The organism is Bradyrhizobium sp. AZCC 1578 (genome assembly GCF_036924675.1).
Taxonomy (GTDB): domain Bacteria; phylum Pseudomonadota; class Alphaproteobacteria; order Rhizobiales; family Xanthobacteraceae; genus Bradyrhizobium.
Window position 1 is genome coordinate 1343741 of the sequence record NZ_JAZHRZ010000001.1, and the last position, 15591, is coordinate 1359331.

Genomic DNA, 15591 nt, shown 5'->3' on the forward strand with positions numbered 1-15591 from the left:
CAGGAAACAGATGACATCAGCGCAAGTCAGCGGCACGGAAGGATATGCCAGCGAAGCGGAACAGTTGTTCCAGCGCTACGAAAGCATCGGGGCAGCTGAAAATCACCGCCACGTCTTGCATCTGATACCCAAAGCCCCGGCCCGCGTGCTCGATATCAGTTCAGGAACTGGACGGGACGCAGGCTGGTTCGCAAGCTTCGGGCATCGTGTTATCGCCGTCGAGCCTGCCGACGCCCTGCGCATCCCCGCCATGGCGCTGCATCCCTCTCCGCTGATCGAATGGCTCGACGACAGCCTGCCCGATCTGGTCCGCCTGCGGGCACGCGGCGAGACATTTGATCTCGTGATGCTGACTGCGGTGTGGATGCATCTCGACCAAACCCAGCGTCAATATGCGATGCCGAATCTGGCCACGCTGATCGGGTCAGGCGGCACTATCACTATGACGATCCGGCATGGGCCCGTGCCGCCCGCGCGGCGGATGTTTGAAATCCCCGCCGAGGAGACTATCGCGCTCGCGCAGGCGCACGGCTTGCGCTGTGTCTTGAATGTGGCTTCTGAATCCCACCAGAAGAGAAATCGCGCCGCCGGCGTCACTTGGACAAACTTGGCGTTCGTGAAGGCAGACGCTTCGGGCTCATTTTCGCGCTAGCTAAGTGAGCCCCAGCCCTCCTGACGAAGCGCGTCCAAACAAAGGGCGAGAGCCTTGCTCCGATTCAATCAGGGCGAAGCTATGCTTGCAGGGTCGGCGCCGGCGCGGAAACCGGCTGTGTCCTGGCAGCCAATTTCTTGCCGGACGCTCTGACACGGCTGCTGCCGTTCAGTGATGTCCCATTCAGCGACATGCCATTGGCCGAATGGCCGTTCAGCTTGAGCTTCTTCTTCGACGTGCGCTCGGCCTCTGCCTTCAATTTATCCTTCAGCTTCGCGTCGGCCTTGGCCAGTTTTTCCGCCTGCTTCAGCGCCTTCCGCTCGGCCTTCGCCTTCAGCCGCGCCTTCTCCGCCCGCGCTTCGGCACGCTTCTTCTTGCGCTTCTTCTCGCAGGCTGCGCATTTGCAGCCGATCGGCTTCAGATAGGCTTTGAAATAATCGGTACCGTAATCGTAGTTGATCTCCTCGCCCGGCTCGATGTTCTTGATGGCGCGGATGAACACCTTGCGTTTACGGGGCTTGACATCGGATTCGGCGTTCGGCCGGCAGGAATGGTTGATATAGCGGGCGATGTTCTTGCGCACCGAGCCGTCGATGGTCCAGCGGTCGTTCAGTTCGAACAAATATTTGTTCTCGATCGCGTCTTCTTCTTTCTTCTTCGAATCAAGAAGCGGCCCGAAATAGCGGATAATCTTGGTGCCCTTCTTGATCGGCTTGGTGGCGAAAAGGCCAAGTCCGGTGCGGGAGCGGCCGACGCGATAGGGTTTATTTGAAGGAATGGATGGCATGACGATTGGATAACTGCGCGCTCGAAAAACGAGGAATTGAAGCCGCCCTTCTAGGACGATTCCGCGGCGATGTCAGGTGTTTCGCGGCGTTTCCGTGAACCTTCCCCAGATTGCGCATGTCTGATCTTCGAGGTTCCAGAGCAAATGAGTGGCAGGATGAAACGTTCCCCACAATTGATCGCATTGGCCGCAGCTCTGTTGTCCAGTCTGATGTCACCGGCGAACGCCCAAACTTTCAGCAGCAGCTATACATCGACCGCTCCAAAGGACTGCCACACGGTCGGCAAGCCCGAGTCCGACGGCAGCACGACGCAGGTCTGCCCCGGCAAATCGGGGCTGGTGGTACTGATCAGCGAGGGCGATCTGCGTGAAACCGTCTCGGTGGGACGAAACCGCGAGGCCGCCGCCAAGGAGCCGGCCGCGGAGGCCTGGTTCGGCCCCTTCAATTCGACCGGCCACACCGTCGAATGGCGGGCGGTCGACAGCAGGCCGTTCGCGATCATTCAGCGCTGGCTGATCGCCGATAACAACGTCCTGGACAAGACCGGCAACCCGATCACGAAACCGATGCTCGCGGTGACACGGCTGCCGCCCGGACCGGTCTGCCACGTCGCCCATATCGACGGCCAGGCCAACCGCAATGCCAACGAGCTCGCGCGCCAGGCCGCGGACGAATTTGCGCGTGATTTCAAGTGCGGCAAGGACGAAGTGAAGGTGATTGGCGAGCGCGGCCGCGCGGTGGAATTGGCAAAGCGGTGATGGTAGACGCAGTCCGGCGCTTTCTTGCCGCATTAACGTCAAAGCTTCGGGCTTGAGTGCTTGAACCTTGTCAAACCTTATTATTTCACCGCATTACCCGGGGCAGCGATGCACATAAAACTCTTGGCACTCCTCATCGCCGGCATCGCCCTCTCCGGCTGCTGCGCCTCCGGAACTGGCTGCTCGACGCAGACCGCGGGCGCGCCGATTGCCTGGGACGGGTTGGGTGAACCGCCGACCGCAGATGGCGAACAAGCCGGGGTGGCCAAGCCAAAGCGGAGGACGGCGCGCAACCGCGAGATCATTCTGGGCCCGCTGAACGAAGCGTCTTCCAGGGACAGGTCAGCCGGATCGGGCGTCAAAGCGGCATACGAAGACTGGACGCGGCAGCCCAACGAAGACGCGGAAGCCGACGCAAGGCTCGCGCGGCAAACCAAGATTTGCAGGGGCTGCTGAGCGGCACGCCAACCGCAACCCGCCGCGCAGCTCCATCCCGCCTGCGAACTCCCGCAGAGCGGCCACCGTCTTACGCCCCCGGCGGTCGTGGCACTGTCGAGCGCAACATTGCATCCAGAAGCCGGTCGACGCCGGTCCCCTCGGGCAGCCGGTGCAGGATGTCCTTGAGCCTTCCATCAAGCAGCAGCGTGGTGAAGCCGTGCACTAGCGACCACGCGCGGGCAATCGCGGCGGCCTGGTCGAGCGACAAAGCCTCCAGCGCTTCGCCGGTGAGTTTTTCGTTGCGGCTGAGGCTCACCGCGGTGGCCAGTCCTTCGAAGGAGGCGGTCGCCGCCTCGTGCAGCGAGGGCCGTGTCATGTCGAGCCGCTCGGTACGGAACATCAGCCCGTACATGCCGGGGCGCGCCTGTGCATAGGCGACATAAGCCTTGGCGCGCGCCAGCGACTTCATGAGTGGGAGCGTTTCGGTGTTGTCCGCCGCGATCATCGCCGCGTTGAAGCGCCGGAATCCGATGGCGGCAAGCTCGCTCAGGAGTCCGGTGAGATCGCCGAAATGATGGGTCGGTGCCGCATGCGACACGCCGGCCTCGCGCGCAACCGCCCGCAGCGTCAGGCCAGACAGCCCGTCGCGTTCCAGCACCCGCTCCGCCGCGGCGAGCAAGGCGTCGTGCAGATCGCCGTGATGATAGGGCGTCTCGCCGGACGGACGGCGACGCCGGCTGGCCGGCCTTTCGGCTACAGTCTTCGCGGGCCTGCGCTTCGCGGCCGGGCGGTTCGTTTTGGTTGCTCTCGATAATCTTGCCATGCGACTTCTTATAACCGCAATTTTTACACTGTAAAGATTTTGCTTGACGGCGGCTCGCAGTATTCCTACTGATATCTTTACGATGTAAAGATAAAGCCGGAGGAAACGCGATGCTCGACCAGGTAACGACCGAGATGGCCCGGACCAATCTGGCGCCGATCCCGATGGAATGCGACGCGGCACACCTCAAGGTGACCGGCGAATTACCGCGCGAGCTTAACGGCACGCTTTATCGCAACGGCCCCAACCCACAATTCGACGCGCCCGGCGCCCACTGGTTCGTGGGCGACGGCATGCTGCACGCCTTTCATCTCGAGAACGGCCGCGCCAGCTATCGCAATCGCTGGATCCGCACCCCGAAATGGCTGGCCGAGCACGACGCCGGCCGTGCGCTGTTCGGCGGCTTCGGCCGCAGGCTGCCGGGTACGCCTGCTTCGGTTACGCAAGACGGCGGCGTCGCCAATACCAACATCATCTTTCATGGCGGCCGCCTGCTGGCCCTTGAGGAAGGCCATTTGCCGACCGAGATCGAGCCTGGCACCCTCAACCGGCTCGGTTATTGCGATTATGGCAAAGGCATCTCCGGACCGTTCACGGCGCATCCCAAGATCGATCCCGTCACCGGCGAGATGGTGTTCTTCGGCTACAACGCCGCAGGCCCCCTCACCCCCGCCCTCTCCTTCGGCTCCGTCAATGCCGCCGGCGTAGTAACGCGCTTCGATCGCTTCGAGGCCCCCTATGCGAGCATGGTGCACGACTTCATCGTCACCAAAAATCATCTGCTATTTCCGATCCTGCCGCTCACCGGCAGCATCGAGCGCGCCATGACGGGCCGGCCGCCCTATGCTTGGGAGCCGGACAAGGGCGCCTATGTCGGCGTCATGAAGCGCAACGGCTCCGCCAAGGACATCGTCTGGTTTCGCGCCGAGTGCTGCTACGTCTTCCACGTCATGAACGCGTGGGAGGACGGCGACCGCATCATTGCCGACGTCATGCAGTACGAGGAGCCGCCGCTGTTCACCCATCCCGACGGCACGCCCACCAATCCCGCCAAGTCGCGCGCCCGGCTGTGCCGCTGGACCTTCGATCTCGCAGGCAATACCGATCGCTTCACGCAAACCTGGCTCGACGACATTACCGGCGAATTCCCCCGCGTCTGCGATCGAAGCGTCGGTTCAGCCAACCGGCATGGATGGTACGCCTGCGCCAATCCCGACCTGCCGACTTCAGGCGGATTGTCGGGCCTGGTACATGTCGACGGCAATGGATCGCGGCTTGGCCAGTACCTGCTGCCCGCCGGCGATACGATCTCGGAAGCAGTGTTCGTTCCACGCGGCGATGACGCCAGCGAGGGTGACGGCTGGCTGATGTCGGTGGTCTGGCGAGCCCGCGAAAACCGCAGCGACCTCGCGGTATTCAATGCCACCGATGTCGACGCCGGACCGGTGGCACTGGTGAAGCTCGGACATCGTGTCCCCGACGGCATCCACGGCAATTGGGTTGGCACGGCCTAAGCGCGCTATAGCCTCCGCGATGCCGGGGCGCGACGTTGTCGCACCCTACGTTGCAAGCGTCGGCCGAGTCGGCGGCATCAGGATCACGCTCGTTTTGCTGCTCGCCTGTGCCCTCATGTTTCTCTCGGTCGCGATATTGGGCGCCTGAAGCGCCCGCAAACCGTTGCAAAGACAATCACAGATCGTCGCGTCGTCGAATTTAGACAGTGTAAAGATTTCGCTTGACGAGTCCCGGACCGGCTCCTAGTGTATCTTTACGCTGTAAAGATTAGCCCGAGAGGCTGCCATGACAATCTTCCTGATCCTTGCCCCCTTCGGCTCCTTCGCCCTGCTGATGCTGGTGACGTCGGCCCGGGTCAGCCTGTTCGCTTCGGCCGCGATCTGCCTTGCTGTCGTTGCCATCGACGTCGCTCGCGGCCGTTCGATCAAGATGCTCGGCGCGGGTTGCGTCGTCGTTTTCGCCGGGATAGGCGCTTGGGTCACGCTGATCGATCCGAACCTGAGCAACTCGGCCGTCAAGCTGGCAACCGATGTCGGCGTGCTGGCTATCTCGCTGGCATCGCTGATCATCCGCAAGCCGTTCGTGCTGCAATACGCGCTGGAAGCCGTCGACAACGAGACGACCAAGCTGCCCGGCTTCATCAAGGCGATCTATATCATCACCTGGGCCTGGACCGGCGCATTCGTCCTGATGATCGTCGGCAACGTGCTGACGATCTATGTGCCGGGCTTCCCACTCTGGATCGGACTCGCCATCGCATTCGCCGCCCGCAACAGTGCCGCCTATTTCACGACATGGTATCCACAATATCGCAGGGCGAAGCATGGTGTCCCGCCGGCGAACGCCCTACCCGGCGCCAACTAAAGATACGCTTCCAACCGAAACACGATCAGCAGAGAGCAAACCGATGAAGGACGTATTCGCCAGACTGGGCGCCGACTTTTTCTCCACCATCCTATTCATCGCGATCTACCTGACGACTGACAACGTGCTGCTGGCGACTGCCGTCGCGATCGCTGGCGCAATTGCGCAGGTGATCTACTCCCGCATCGAGGGCAAAGAACTCGGTTACATGACATGGGCCAGCCTTGGGCTCGTCATCGTGCTCGGCAGCGCGACGCTTCTGACCCACGACCCGCGCTTCGTGTTGGCGAAACCCGCAATCGGGCATTTCGCGATCGGCGTCATCATGCTCAAGCGCGGCTGGATGTTGCGCTACATGCCCTCCATCGTGACCCAGACCATTCCCGAATACGTCACTTTCGCGGGTTACGCTTGGGCCGCACTGTGCTTCACACTCGCCGCCGGCACGATCGGTGTCGCGATGACCGGCGACATGAAGCTGTGGACGTTCTACGTGACCGTTGTGCTGGTCGGCGCCAAGATTGCCGCCTTCGCAATTCAATACGTCGCGTTTCGTATTTTGGTCGGCAGCCGGCTTCGCGCCGCCGCCCAGCAAGCCTGAAAAACACGCGTCAAAAAGGTGCTTGAGACGATTGGGCTTGTGTGGCGAGATAGGCTATACCGCGCACGAGTTTAGCGGATCTCGCAGGCCATTCCGGCTTGCTGTGGAAATGTCGGGGAGACAAAGATGGCCGTGGACGGAAACTGGAATATCACCATGAGCACGCCGATGGGCGAGCGCAAGGCAACGCTGTCGCTGCAAAGCGCGGGCGGCGCGCTGACGGGCACGCAAGGAGCGGACGGCAATTCCGGCGAAATCTTTGACGGCACCGTCAATGGCGACGACGTCGCCTGGAAGATCTCCATCACCAATCCGATGCCGCTCACGCTTGCCTTCACTGGCAAGGTTTCCGGCGACACGATGTCCGGCGAAATGGGCATCGGCCCGATGGGCAGCTTTCCGTTCACGGGGTCGCGGGCCTGACGGATGAGGAGGCCACAGCGCCTCCTCGCTTTGTCATCCATGTATAGGATCGTTCTGCTTTCGATCGCCGCCCTCGCCTCGCCGACGAGGCCGGCGATCGCGCAAACGCCGGCGCCCGAACCGAGGTGACGAATTGCAGCTAAGGTTGGGTCACGACCAGATCTGCATCGGCAGACCGTAAGCGTCACGTGGCGCTATGCCCTCCGGAAAGCAGCCGGCGGCGTCGCGTGCAGCAATCGCAACAGCACAGGCGTCAAGCACGTCGTCGCATTTTGCACCGGTACCGAAGCGTTCGTCAGTCAGCCACCTGTCGATAGCCCTGATCCCTCCCCGCTTCAGCAGCAGACGACGAAGGCGGATTCCAGCTTCCGACTTCTTCGACGGCAACGGCTTGCAATCGTTCAGGCGCAAGAAGACCAGTTCCGGGTGAGCCTCGCGAATGTCGTGCGAACGATTAGCCCGCACGAACGCATCCGACTCCATGATCTTCGGCCCGAGGTGCCAGAGCTGGCGCGACACCCGCTTCTGGCCGCGCTGGAATGCATCTCGATTGGCTTGGTCGGGATCGGAGAATTCAGTCCATAGCCAGCGCCGCGCCCCGGTGAACACGCGCGATGAATGCGGCCGTAACCTCTCGCGGGCAAGGAGGTCGCAGGTCCGCTCGCCGTCATCGGTCATACCAATGGGGATGTCGATCGCGGCGCGATCAAAGCCGATGGACAGCGCACCGGCAATGTCGCGGCAGAACCTGATCTCACGAAGGTCGCCGTCAAGGAGCACGGCGACCCAGCCCTTGCTGAAACCGTCGAGGCCGAGCGCCCTCACCCCAGGTTCAATTCCCTGAAGAAGTCGTTGCCCTTGTCGTCGATGATGATGAAGGCCGGGAAATCCACCACCTCGATGCGCCAGATCGCTTCCATGCCGAGTTCGGGATATTCCACCACCTCGACCTTCTTGATGCAGTGCTCGGCGAGATTTGCCGCGGCTCCGCCGATCGAACCGAGATAGAAGCCGCCGTGCTTCTTGCAGGCCTCGCGGACCGCGACCGCACGGTTGCCCTTGGCGACCATCACCATCGAGCCGCCCGCCGCCTGGAACTGATCGACGAAGGAGTCCATCCGCCCCGCCGTGGTCGGGCCGAACGCGCCGGACGCGTAACCGTCGGGGGTCTTGGCGGGACCGGCGTAATACACCGGATGGTTCTTGAAGTAATCCGGCAGCGGCTCACCCTTCTCCAGCCGCTCACGCAATTTGGCGTGCGCGGAATCGCGCGCGACGATCATGGTGCCGGTCATCGAGACCCGCGTCTTGATCGGATATTTCGACAGCGTCGCCAAAATCTCCTTCATCGGCTGGTTGAGGTCGATCTTGACGACCTCGCCGCCGAGCGACTGCTCGACCGCGGGCAGATACTGCGCCGGGTTGTGCTCGAGCTCTTCGAGATAGACGCCGTCTTTCGTAATCTTGCCGAGCACCTGGCGGTCCGCCGAACAGGAGACGCCGAGCCCGATCGGGAGCGAGGCGCCGTGGCGCGGCATCCGGATCACGCGCACGTCGTGGCAGAAATACTTGCCGCCGAACTGCGCGCCGACGCCGAGTGACTGCGTCATCTTCAGAATTTCCTGCTCCATCTCCAGATCGCGGAACGCGTTGCCGTCGGCCGAGCCGTGGGTAGGCAGCGCATCGAGATAGCGCGCGGACGCGAGCTTTACTGTCTTCATGCAAAGCTCGGCAGAGGTGCCGCCGATGACGATGGCGAGGTGATACGGCGGACACGCCGCAGTGCCGAGCGTGAGCACCTTCTCCTTCAGAAACGCCAGCAAACGATCCTTGGTCAGAACGGAAGGCGTCGCCTGAAACAGAAAGCTCTTGTTGGCGGAACCGCCGCCCTTGGCCATGAACATGAACTTGTAGGCCGAATTTACTTCTGAAGACCCACCCTCGGCGTAGATCTCGCACTGCGCCGGCATGTTGTTGGCGGTGTTCTTTTCCTCATACATCGACAAGGGTGCAACCTGCGAATAGCGCAGGTTACGGCGCAAGTAAGCGTCACGCGCACCTTCCGACAACGCCGCCTCGTCGTCGCCATCGGTGATGACGTTGCAGCCCTTCTTGCCCATGATGATCGCGGTGCCGGTATCCTGGCACATCGGCAGCACGCCGCCGGCGGCGATGTTGGCGTTCTTCAGGAAATCGAAGGCGACGAACTTGTCGTTGTCGCTGGCCTCCTTGTCTTCCAGGATCGAGCGGAGCTGCTTCAGGTGGCCGGGCCGCAGGTAGTGGTTGATATCGCCGAAGGCAGCCTCCGACAGCGCCCGCAACGCCTCGCGCGACACCACCAGCATGTCCTTGCCAAGCACCTTCTCGACCCGCACGCCCTCGGTCGTGATCTTCTTATAGGGCGTGGTGTCCGGCCCCAACGGAAACAGCGGCGTATGCTTGTAGGGCGGAACGGGTTTCTGGTCGGGAAATGCGGTCGGGGCGTTCATGTCGATATCTCGGGTTGGAGCCGGTGGCAGCCAGAACGGCGCCGCGGCGGTAGACCCGTTCTAAGCATTTTTCGAGCAAAAGGAAGGTTTTGCTGGCCCGGCACACAAGGCCGAAGTCGGGCAATTTTCGGCCGCCAATCGGCGATTGAACCGTTCCCAGCCATCTCCAGACAAACCCGAGACTTTCGATACTCCCCAACCGATTGCGATGGTAATGAACTCCGCCACCACAGTGCCCGACGCAGCTTCCGTTCCGATCCGTCCCCCGCGGCTGCTTGGGCTGTATCTGTTTCTGATCATCATTGCCGCGATCGAAGCTTTCGACGGGCTCTCGCACGCGCCGGTCCTGTTCGGCGACATGTCGCAAGTTCCTGGCCATGGCGTCGGCGGTGCGATCATCAAGACGTATATTGCAAGCCATCCGGTGCTGGCGTTGGCGGCGCTGGGGTTTGCAACCATCGGAAGGCTGCGTTACGCCATCCTCGCGCTTGGCGCGCTCGTGCTCATGACCTGGCTGAATTTCATGCCCTCGGTGGTGCGGCACGGCTTGGATTTCCGTGGCGTCTCCGCCTTCGAGACGCCGGTCCGGATCATCGCGTTTCCGCTGATGGCCGCCTGCGCTATCACGCTTGCCGCACGCGGCGAGCGGCTGGGACTGGCCACTATGCTGGTCAGCATTCCAACGCTGTACGGCGTGGCCTCGGTGATCGCCTTCGGCATCGGCATTTTCCTCTACGGGTTCTGACACTCGCAAGATCGGATTGACTTCCGCCCGCGCTCCTTGCAGGAAATCCGGGCTTCAATGGTGCATGGGGGCATTCATAATGGCTTTGGGACCACAATTTCGCCGATCGACCTTGCTTGCCGCCACGCTGGCGCTGGTCGCCACGGCCGCTGCATCGCCGGCACACGCCGACCGCTGCGACGATATCGCCAAGGAATTGAAGAACCAGATCGACGGCCTCAAGATCAGCGTCAATACCGGCAACATGATCTATCTGACGCATCCGGCGGCGAAAGAGCTGTCGCTCGGCTGCCGCGGCCGCAATTACTCCAACGAGCTCTATGCCAAGACGGACCGCAAGCCGAAGCCACAATTCTTCGAACTGGTCGCCTCGGCCGGCGCCATCATTTTCACGATTCCGAAGCCCGACGTTGCGACCGGCTCCTCGCGCTGCATCAAGCGCATGGGCATCCTGCGCGGCGACAAGGTTTCCATGCGCTTCCGCCGGCTCAACATGGAATGCACGCGCACCAAGACCGAAGCCTCGATCGTGGTGACCCGCGGCAAGGACGAATAGGCCCAAGCCACTCCCGATCCGTCGCATTCTAACGATTCCGCGAGGCGTCTGTTCACCATTGAACGGGATTGACGGCATTGGCGCGGGATTGCCGGGCCGGATTCACCAACCGTTCGTTTCAACCCGGCCAGTGTGGGAGGCAACCAATAGGATGCTTCCGATGAATGTCTCTGCTGTCCCCGCAACGGTGGTGGTCAAAGCGCCCGAAGTCCCCGTGTTCAAGGCTCCCGACAAGACCCCCGACGTGCAGAACGGCGCTGCCGCCGACGGCACCCGCACGCCGCGGCCGACACTGGTCGCTCCCCTACCGCCGGGTCAGGGAACGCGAATCGACCAACTGGCTTGACGGCAGGCGGCCTGCCCGCGGCAACCCAGCGCCGCAAGTTTGCCGAAAAAATGCGCGATCCTGTTGCGCGTGGGGCCAATGGAGCCCGCGCATGATCGCAAAACTTCTGCTGCAGAACACCATCGTCGTCGTCGGCATGGGCGCGCTATTGTTCGCCGCGGCCGGTTCGCTGGACTGGCCGGGGGCGTGGGTGATGTTGATCGTCAGTGCGATCCTCGGGCCTGCCTGCGGATTGTGGCTTGCCAAGACCGATCCCGCGCTGCTCGCCGAGCGCATGCGGCCGAAATTTCAGGCCGACCAGCCCACCGCCGACAAGATATTCATGCTGGTATTTGTCGCGGCGCTGCTGATGTGGCTCGTCGCGATCGGCCTCGACCGGCGGGCCGATGCCTCCGATGTTCCGCTGCTGCTGCAGGCGCTCGGCCTTGCGATGTTTTTACTCTCGATCGCGTTCATCATGTGGGTGTTCCGCGAAAACTCGTTCGCCGCTCCGGTCGTGAAAGTGCAGGCCGCGCGCCACCAACGCGTGATCTCGAGCGGGCCCTACGCCTTCATCCGCCATCCCATGTACAGCGCCGTCATGCTGTACTTCATCGGAATACCGTTGCTCCTCGGATCGTGGTGGGGTGTGGCGTTCGCACCGGTATTCGCCGTACTGTTCGCCATTCGCGCCCGCATCGAGGAACGCGCATTGGTCGAAGGGCTCCCGGGCTATGCTGACTACGCCGCCCGCGTGCGCTATCGTCTGGTGCCTGGAATTTGGTGAGAAGGATGACGGAGAGATGCCCGACAGCAAAACCTATACCGGCGGATGCCATTGCGGGCAGGTACGCTTCGAATGCACCACCGATCTGGCGATGGTGACCGCTTGCAACTGCTCGATCTGCACCAAGAAGGGGCTGCATTTCACCTTCCTCGACCCGAAGAGTTTTCATCTCCGCGCCGGCGAGGAAAATCTGAAAGAGTACCTCTTCAACAAGCACGCGATCCACCACCAGCTCTGCGTCGATTGCGGCGTCGACGTCTTCGCACGCGGCAAGAAGCCCGACGGCACCGACGTGGTGGCGGTCAATGTGAGCTGCTTCGACGGCATCGAACTGTCGAAGTTGAAGATGACGCCGGTGGATGGGAGGAACATGTGACGGCGGTGCGGTCATTCCGGGGCTATGCGTCGCATCAAACTACGGTGCGCAATTGCGCGCCTGAGGTCTGGTGCTAGCGCACCATCCCGGAATGACAGCATCAAGTATCCAGCACCTTGTATCTCCGGAAAATACCGTCCTCGTTGAATGCAATCCTTCGATCGCTCGCCAGATACGCCTTGATGTTCGGCCGGACCGCGACGCGGTCGCGCAGTTCGACGAGACAAGGAATTTCGCTCTCGAAGGCCTTCATCCGTTTTGGAAATGCATAGCGCAGGCCTTCGACGATCTGAAACAGCGACAGGTCGACATAGGTCAGGCGGCGGCCGGTGATATATGTCCCGCCATTGGCCTGCAGCAGATCTTCGAAATAGCCGAGATATTTCGGCACGCGCGCGCTCCAGAATTCATCGGTGCGTTTCTTCGCCGGGACCTTCTGCTCCTCGTAGTAGAGCGAGGGACCGAGCGGATGATGGGTGTCGTGAACTTCCAGCACCAGATCCGCAATCGTGAGCTGTAGTTGGTGCACCCATAATCTGCCGGCTTCCGCCTTCGGCGCCAGCCCATGCCGTGATCCGAGATAGAGCAGGATGTTGGCCGTCTGCCCGATCACGAGCTTCCCGGCTTTCAGGAACGGCGGCGCGAAGGGCGGCGTTCCCTTCCCGACTTCCATCATGCGCGTCATCGCCGCCATGCCGTTGCCGTGGCGCGCCACGTCGGTATAACGGGCGCCCGCCTCTTCCAGCGCGAGACGCACATACTCGCCGCGGCCCTGAATGGTCGGCCAGTAATAAAGCTCGTAATGCATCGAAGGCGCCTCCTGGATCCGGACTGACAGGCCAAACAAATCATGCCGCCATTCGTTCGTCACGCCAGACACTGCGGAACTGGACTGGACCGGAAAGCTTCCGAAAGCCGCGCAAATAGAAAAAGCCGCCTCTAGGGCGGCTTTGATCGACAAACTCTAGAATTGACGGGCTTCAGCGCCGAGCGCCCGGGAAATTTGTCGACCCGAGCTACGCCCTCCTCGTCAGGTACCGGATCGGCCGCAAATGGCTTCAATCATCATCATCGTCACGGTGCCAGCGGCGCATAGGGCCGTAGCCTTCGCGAACGCCGTAGCGCTTGTATGTCGGTCGTCCGCGATCAGCGTCGATGCGGACGCTGCGCCGCTGATAAAATGTCCGTCCGCGGCCGTCGTCGGTAGTGATTGTATCGACGCGGGTGTGCACGCCATTCGACGAGTTAGAGCTGGAGTTCGACGATGTGTTGCCGGCCAGCGCCAGCGGCGTTGCCAAGACGGTAAAAGCCAACGCGACAAGGACCCGTTTCATTGCAGGGCCTCCGAATGCCGATTGGCAACTCGCCAAACACTCAGCAGTTCCGCGATCGACAGCCGGATTGCACGAGCAAGAAAATAGCCTGAACAAGTTCCGCGACATCGAGAGGGCACCGATGTTGCGGAACTGTCATTGGACGTAACCTTCGTGCGAAGGACTCGATTGGTCGATCCTGCTTGTGTCACTCGCCGCGCGAGCGCAAACCGCCGCCCGTCAATTCGCCGCGAAGCAATAGAACAGCCCGTCGCCGCCGGTGCTCTTCAGGTCGGCCTGCGAACAGCCGCCGTCGGACCCGCGCGAGGGATGCGACGAATTCCAGGATTTCGAGGCGTCGTCGTCGCGCAGTCCCACGCGATCGGAATGTCCGACCATTGCGGCGCCTTGCGTCGAACTCGTCCAGTTCCTGCAGGTGCGATCTTCGCCGGCGGTAAACGCAGTGCCGTCCGGCTGCGATCCCGTCAGCACGTCGTGGCGATTGGGCGTATCGCCGCGGCCATTGATGACCTCGCCCTTCTCGCTCAAGGCGGTCTGCTTGGTGAGGCCGTTGGCGCCGTGTAGTTCGGCGACATCCTTGGCAACCACGGCACCCTTGGCGTTCTGCCACGGCCCCTTGCCGATACGGTCGCGGGCGTTCACCGCGGGCGCCCCGTCGGCGCCTTGCGTTGAGAGATAGGCGCGCCAGGTTTTGCCTCCGGCACCGGCGGCCTGCGCCAGCGTCTGGCAATGATTGTCGGCGCCGGCAAGACCGCCGAGATTGCCGCCATTGCCGATGCCGTTGCTGGTCACGAAGAAGCTGGTATTGGCGGATTGCGCATGCGCAGGCTCGCTTGCGAGAATCGACATGGCGGCGAGGGCGAAGCACGCCGGCGAGATGATCCGGGCGAAGCTGTTCATTGAAGACCTCCCTGTTGTGGGCCGTGTCTCATCAACACGCGGCCGCAATCATTATTCCGGCAGGGGAAGCCCGAAATGGAGCATGCATTCCCGCAAAGAAAAAGGCGCTGCGGAACAAACCGCAGCGCCTTCTTCGTGTTGATGCAGGCGATCAGTTCGTCTGCTGGATCGCCGAGAGTTCCCAGTCGCCGCCGCGGCGGCGGGCGAAGGTCCAGACTTCGGTGGCCTCGATCGGGGTTTCGCTGCCCGCGACCAAACGGCCGGTGGTGCGCTCAAGGGTCTTGTCGACCAGCGAGAACCGCATCGCCACGCTAGCGTAGTCGGTTTCGCCTTCGCGCCAGGCTTCCGCGAGGTCACCCTGCAAGAGCTTGACGTCGGACACCTTGTTGACGTCGTTGCGGGCCTTGTTCTCCTCGAGATCCTTGGAGAAGTAGGACACCATCTCCGGCGTCGCCAGCGTATGCAGTTTGGCGACATCCTCGTTCGACCAGGCGGCCTGAACCTCGCCAAGCAGCCGCTCGAACGCTTCATAGTCGGCCGGCTGGATTTCCAGCGCCGGCTGGCTCGAACCCAGCCCAAAGCCACCCAGTCCGGAGCGGAAGCTGGTCTGGGCACCGGGGCCTTCAGCAGGCCCACTGGCGGCAGGCGCGTTGGCATAGGCGGAGGCCGGCGCATTGCGGCGCTGCCACCACAACATGGCCAGACGCACCACGATCACGATCAGCGCGATCTGCAGCAGCAGGCCGATGATCGAGGACAGGCCGCCGAGGCCGGAGAACAATCCGCCACCGAACAGCATGCCGAGCAGGCCGGCGCCGAGGAAGCCGGCGGCAAGGCCGCCGAGCATGCCCATGCCGGGCCGGTTGAAGAAGCCACCCTTGTTAGCCGTGGCCGGCGCGCCCGCTGCAGGGGTGCCTGGCTGCGTAAAGGTGCGGTTCATGGGTTGCGCCGTGCCCGGAGCGGTGGTCGTGCTCGGGGGCGCCGAATAGGTCCGCGATCCCCGCGAACCGGAGCTGCCGCCGCCGCCAACGCGGGCGTCAGCCGCTTCGATTGTGATCGCCAATGGAACCGCCACCGACAGGACGATGGCCATCGCCCGTACAATTCCGCGCGCAGTCTGCGTGAAATTCATGTCTTTTTCCTCATTCCCCTCCATGGGGAAGTGCCCCTAAGATGGGCAGAGCCAGCCAAAAGTGAAGCAAATATCGGGAACGGCG

Annotated in this window: 20 protein-coding genes; 12 read left to right on the top strand and 8 right to left on the bottom strand. The window is 62.3% G+C overall.

Going from position 1 to position 15591, the window contains the following annotated elements:
- Positions 1 to 10: 10 nt before the first annotated feature.
- Complete coding sequence (locus tag V1290_RS06925) at positions 11 to 652, top strand: class I SAM-dependent methyltransferase (protein WP_334363680.1); 642 nt, start codon at positions 11 to 13, stop codon at positions 650 to 652.
- 79 nt (positions 653 to 731) lie between these two features.
- Here the strand turns inward: V1290_RS06925 and V1290_RS06930 are convergent, their stop codons facing one another.
- Positions 732 to 1439: an SET domain-containing protein gene (locus V1290_RS06930; protein ID WP_334363682.1), complete on the bottom strand. Its 708-nt coding sequence runs from the start codon at positions 1437 to 1439 to the stop codon at positions 732 to 734.
- 156 nt (positions 1440 to 1595) lie between these two features.
- Here V1290_RS06930 and V1290_RS06935 point away from each other — a divergent pair, with 156 nt between their 5' ends.
- Positions 1596 to 2198 (top strand): hypothetical protein, encoded by a 603-nt coding sequence (locus V1290_RS06935; protein ID WP_334363683.1) that lies wholly within the window; start codon positions 1596 to 1598, stop codon positions 2196 to 2198.
- A gap of 108 nt (positions 2199 to 2306) precedes the next feature.
- Positions 2307 to 2654 (top strand): hypothetical protein, encoded by a 348-nt coding sequence (locus tag V1290_RS06940; protein ID WP_334363684.1) that lies wholly within the window; start codon positions 2307 to 2309, stop codon positions 2652 to 2654.
- A gap of 70 nt (positions 2655 to 2724) precedes the next feature.
- Here the strand turns inward: V1290_RS06940 and V1290_RS06945 are convergent, their stop codons facing one another.
- Positions 2725 to 3459 carry a TetR/AcrR family transcriptional regulator gene (locus V1290_RS06945; RefSeq protein WP_334363685.1) on the bottom strand — a complete coding sequence of 245 codons (735 nt, stop codon included), beginning with the start codon at positions 3457 to 3459 and terminating at the stop codon, positions 2725 to 2727.
- 110 nt (positions 3460 to 3569) lie between these two features.
- Here V1290_RS06945 and V1290_RS06950 point away from each other — a divergent pair, with 110 nt between their 5' ends.
- The 4 genes from V1290_RS06950 to V1290_RS06965 all read left to right on the top strand — a co-directional run bounded on the left by V1290_RS06950 (position 3570) and on the right by V1290_RS06965 (position 6862).
- Positions 3570 to 4973, top strand: coding sequence for a carotenoid oxygenase family protein (locus V1290_RS06950; RefSeq protein ID WP_334363687.1), 1404 nt, complete (start codon positions 3570 to 3572; stop codon positions 4971 to 4973).
- Positions 4974 to 5259: 286 nt separating this feature from the next.
- A complete protein-coding gene (locus tag V1290_RS06955) occupies positions 5260 to 5838 on the top strand; it encodes a hypothetical protein (protein WP_334363689.1) in 579 nt (192 codons plus the stop codon).
- Positions 5839 to 5881: 43 nt separating this feature from the next.
- Positions 5882 to 6439, top strand: coding sequence for an inner membrane-spanning protein YciB (locus V1290_RS06960; protein WP_334363690.1), 558 nt, complete (start codon positions 5882 to 5884; stop codon positions 6437 to 6439).
- Positions 6440 to 6565: 126 nt separating this feature from the next.
- The gene (locus V1290_RS06965) at positions 6566 to 6862 is read left to right on the top strand and encodes a hypothetical protein (RefSeq protein ID WP_334363692.1); all 297 of its coding nucleotides are present in this window, start codon (positions 6566 to 6568) and stop codon (positions 6860 to 6862) included.
- Positions 6863 to 7012: 150 nt separating this feature from the next.
- Here V1290_RS06965 and V1290_RS06970 read toward each other — a convergent pair whose 3' ends face one another.
- Both V1290_RS06970 and V1290_RS06975 read right to left on the bottom strand, forming a co-directional pair.
- Positions 7013 to 7687, bottom strand: coding sequence for a DUF429 domain-containing protein (locus tag V1290_RS06970; RefSeq protein ID WP_334363693.1), 675 nt, complete (start codon positions 7685 to 7687; stop codon positions 7013 to 7015).
- The gene (locus tag V1290_RS06975; RefSeq protein WP_334363695.1) at positions 7684 to 9351 is read right to left on the bottom strand and encodes a fumarate hydratase; all 1668 of its coding nucleotides are present in this window, start codon (positions 9349 to 9351) and stop codon (positions 7684 to 7686) included. Before V1290_RS06975 ends, V1290_RS06970 begins: the two co-directional genes overlap by 4 nt.
- A gap of 214 nt (positions 9352 to 9565) precedes the next feature.
- On the opposite strand from V1290_RS06975, the gene V1290_RS06980 reads away from it, so the two are divergent.
- From V1290_RS06980 to V1290_RS07000, 5 genes are all read left to right on the top strand, one after another.
- Positions 9566 to 10096 carry a hypothetical protein gene (locus V1290_RS06980; RefSeq protein WP_334363696.1) on the top strand — a complete coding sequence of 177 codons (531 nt, stop codon included), beginning with the start codon at positions 9566 to 9568 and terminating at the stop codon, positions 10094 to 10096.
- 79 nt (positions 10097 to 10175) lie between these two features.
- Complete coding sequence (locus V1290_RS06985) at positions 10176 to 10652, top strand: hypothetical protein (protein WP_334363697.1); 477 nt, start codon at positions 10176 to 10178, stop codon at positions 10650 to 10652.
- A gap of 160 nt (positions 10653 to 10812) precedes the next feature.
- Complete coding sequence (locus tag V1290_RS06990) at positions 10813 to 10998, top strand: hypothetical protein (protein ID WP_334363698.1); 186 nt, start codon at positions 10813 to 10815, stop codon at positions 10996 to 10998.
- 91 nt (positions 10999 to 11089) lie between these two features.
- Complete coding sequence (locus tag V1290_RS06995; protein ID WP_057846825.1) at positions 11090 to 11764, top strand: methyltransferase family protein; 675 nt, start codon at positions 11090 to 11092, stop codon at positions 11762 to 11764.
- A gap of 16 nt (positions 11765 to 11780) precedes the next feature.
- Positions 11781 to 12140 carry a GFA family protein gene (locus tag V1290_RS07000; protein WP_028348664.1) on the top strand — a complete coding sequence of 120 codons (360 nt, stop codon included), beginning with the start codon at positions 11781 to 11783 and terminating at the stop codon, positions 12138 to 12140.
- Positions 12141 to 12240: 100 nt separating this feature from the next.
- Here V1290_RS07000 and V1290_RS07005 read toward each other — a convergent pair whose 3' ends face one another.
- The 4 genes from V1290_RS07005 to V1290_RS07020 form a co-directional block, all read right to left on the bottom strand.
- On the bottom strand, positions 12241 to 12948 hold the full coding sequence (locus V1290_RS07005) for a glutathione S-transferase (RefSeq protein WP_334363700.1): 708 nt from the start codon (positions 12946 to 12948) through the stop codon (positions 12241 to 12243).
- Positions 12949 to 13198: 250 nt separating this feature from the next.
- Entirely contained in the window at positions 13199 to 13474 is a 276-nt protein-coding gene (locus V1290_RS07010) for a hypothetical protein (protein ID WP_334363701.1), read from the bottom strand.
- Between the two features lie 219 nt (positions 13475 to 13693).
- Complete coding sequence (locus V1290_RS07015; protein WP_334368954.1) at positions 13694 to 14323, bottom strand: lectin; 630 nt, start codon at positions 14321 to 14323, stop codon at positions 13694 to 13696.
- Positions 14324 to 14525: 202 nt separating this feature from the next.
- On the bottom strand, positions 14526 to 15530 hold the full coding sequence (locus V1290_RS07020; protein WP_334363702.1) for a Tim44 domain-containing protein: 1005 nt from the start codon (positions 15528 to 15530) through the stop codon (positions 14526 to 14528).
- Between the last annotated feature and the right edge of the window lie 61 nt (positions 15531 to 15591).

What these genes read in the sequence shown, in the direction of transcription:
- V1290_RS06960 (WP_334363690.1), top strand. Translation starts at nt 5,882, where the DNA reads ATGAAGGACGTATTCGCCAGACTGGGCGCCGACTTTTTCTCCACCATC.
- V1290_RS07015 (WP_334368954.1), bottom strand. Translation starts at nt 14,323, where the DNA reads ATGTCGATTCTCGCAAGCGAGCCTGCGCATGCGCAATCCGCCAATACC.
- V1290_RS06985 (WP_334363697.1), top strand. Translation starts at nt 10,176, where the DNA reads ATGGCTTTGGGACCACAATTTCGCCGATCGACCTTGCTTGCCGCCACG.
- V1290_RS06930 (WP_334363682.1), bottom strand. Translation starts at nt 1,439, where the DNA reads ATGCCATCCATTCCTTCAAATAAACCCTATCGCGTCGGCCGCTCCCGC.
- V1290_RS06990 (WP_334363698.1), top strand. Translation starts at nt 10,813, where the DNA reads ATGAATGTCTCTGCTGTCCCCGCAACGGTGGTGGTCAAAGCGCCCGAA.
- V1290_RS07020 (WP_334363702.1), bottom strand. Translation starts at nt 15,530, where the DNA reads ATGGAGGGGAATGAGGAAAAAGACATGAATTTCACGCAGACTGCGCGC.
- V1290_RS06925 (WP_334363680.1), top strand. Translation starts at nt 11, where the DNA reads ATGACATCAGCGCAAGTCAGCGGCACGGAAGGATATGCCAGCGAAGCG.
- V1290_RS06965 (WP_334363692.1), top strand. Translation starts at nt 6,566, where the DNA reads ATGGCCGTGGACGGAAACTGGAATATCACCATGAGCACGCCGATGGGC.
- V1290_RS06950 (WP_334363687.1), top strand. Translation starts at nt 3,570, where the DNA reads ATGCTCGACCAGGTAACGACCGAGATGGCCCGGACCAATCTGGCGCCG.
- V1290_RS06980 (WP_334363696.1), top strand. Translation starts at nt 9,566, where the DNA reads ATGAACTCCGCCACCACAGTGCCCGACGCAGCTTCCGTTCCGATCCGT.
- V1290_RS06995 (WP_057846825.1), top strand. Translation starts at nt 11,090, where the DNA reads ATGATCGCAAAACTTCTGCTGCAGAACACCATCGTCGTCGTCGGCATG.
- V1290_RS06935 (WP_334363683.1), top strand. Translation starts at nt 1,596, where the DNA reads ATGAAACGTTCCCCACAATTGATCGCATTGGCCGCAGCTCTGTTGTCC.
- V1290_RS06975 (WP_334363695.1), bottom strand. Translation starts at nt 9,351, where the DNA reads ATGAACGCCCCGACCGCATTTCCCGACCAGAAACCCGTTCCGCCCTAC.
- V1290_RS07000 (WP_028348664.1), top strand. Translation starts at nt 11,781, where the DNA reads ATGCCCGACAGCAAAACCTATACCGGCGGATGCCATTGCGGGCAGGTA.
- V1290_RS06940 (WP_334363684.1), top strand. Translation starts at nt 2,307, where the DNA reads ATGCACATAAAACTCTTGGCACTCCTCATCGCCGGCATCGCCCTCTCC.
- V1290_RS06945 (WP_334363685.1), bottom strand. Translation starts at nt 3,459, where the DNA reads ATGGCAAGATTATCGAGAGCAACCAAAACGAACCGCCCGGCCGCGAAG.
- V1290_RS07005 (WP_334363700.1), bottom strand. Translation starts at nt 12,948, where the DNA reads ATGCATTACGAGCTTTATTACTGGCCGACCATTCAGGGCCGCGGCGAG.
- V1290_RS06955 (WP_334363689.1), top strand. Translation starts at nt 5,260, where the DNA reads ATGACAATCTTCCTGATCCTTGCCCCCTTCGGCTCCTTCGCCCTGCTG.
- V1290_RS07010 (WP_334363701.1), bottom strand. Translation starts at nt 13,474, where the DNA reads ATGAAACGGGTCCTTGTCGCGTTGGCTTTTACCGTCTTGGCAACGCCG.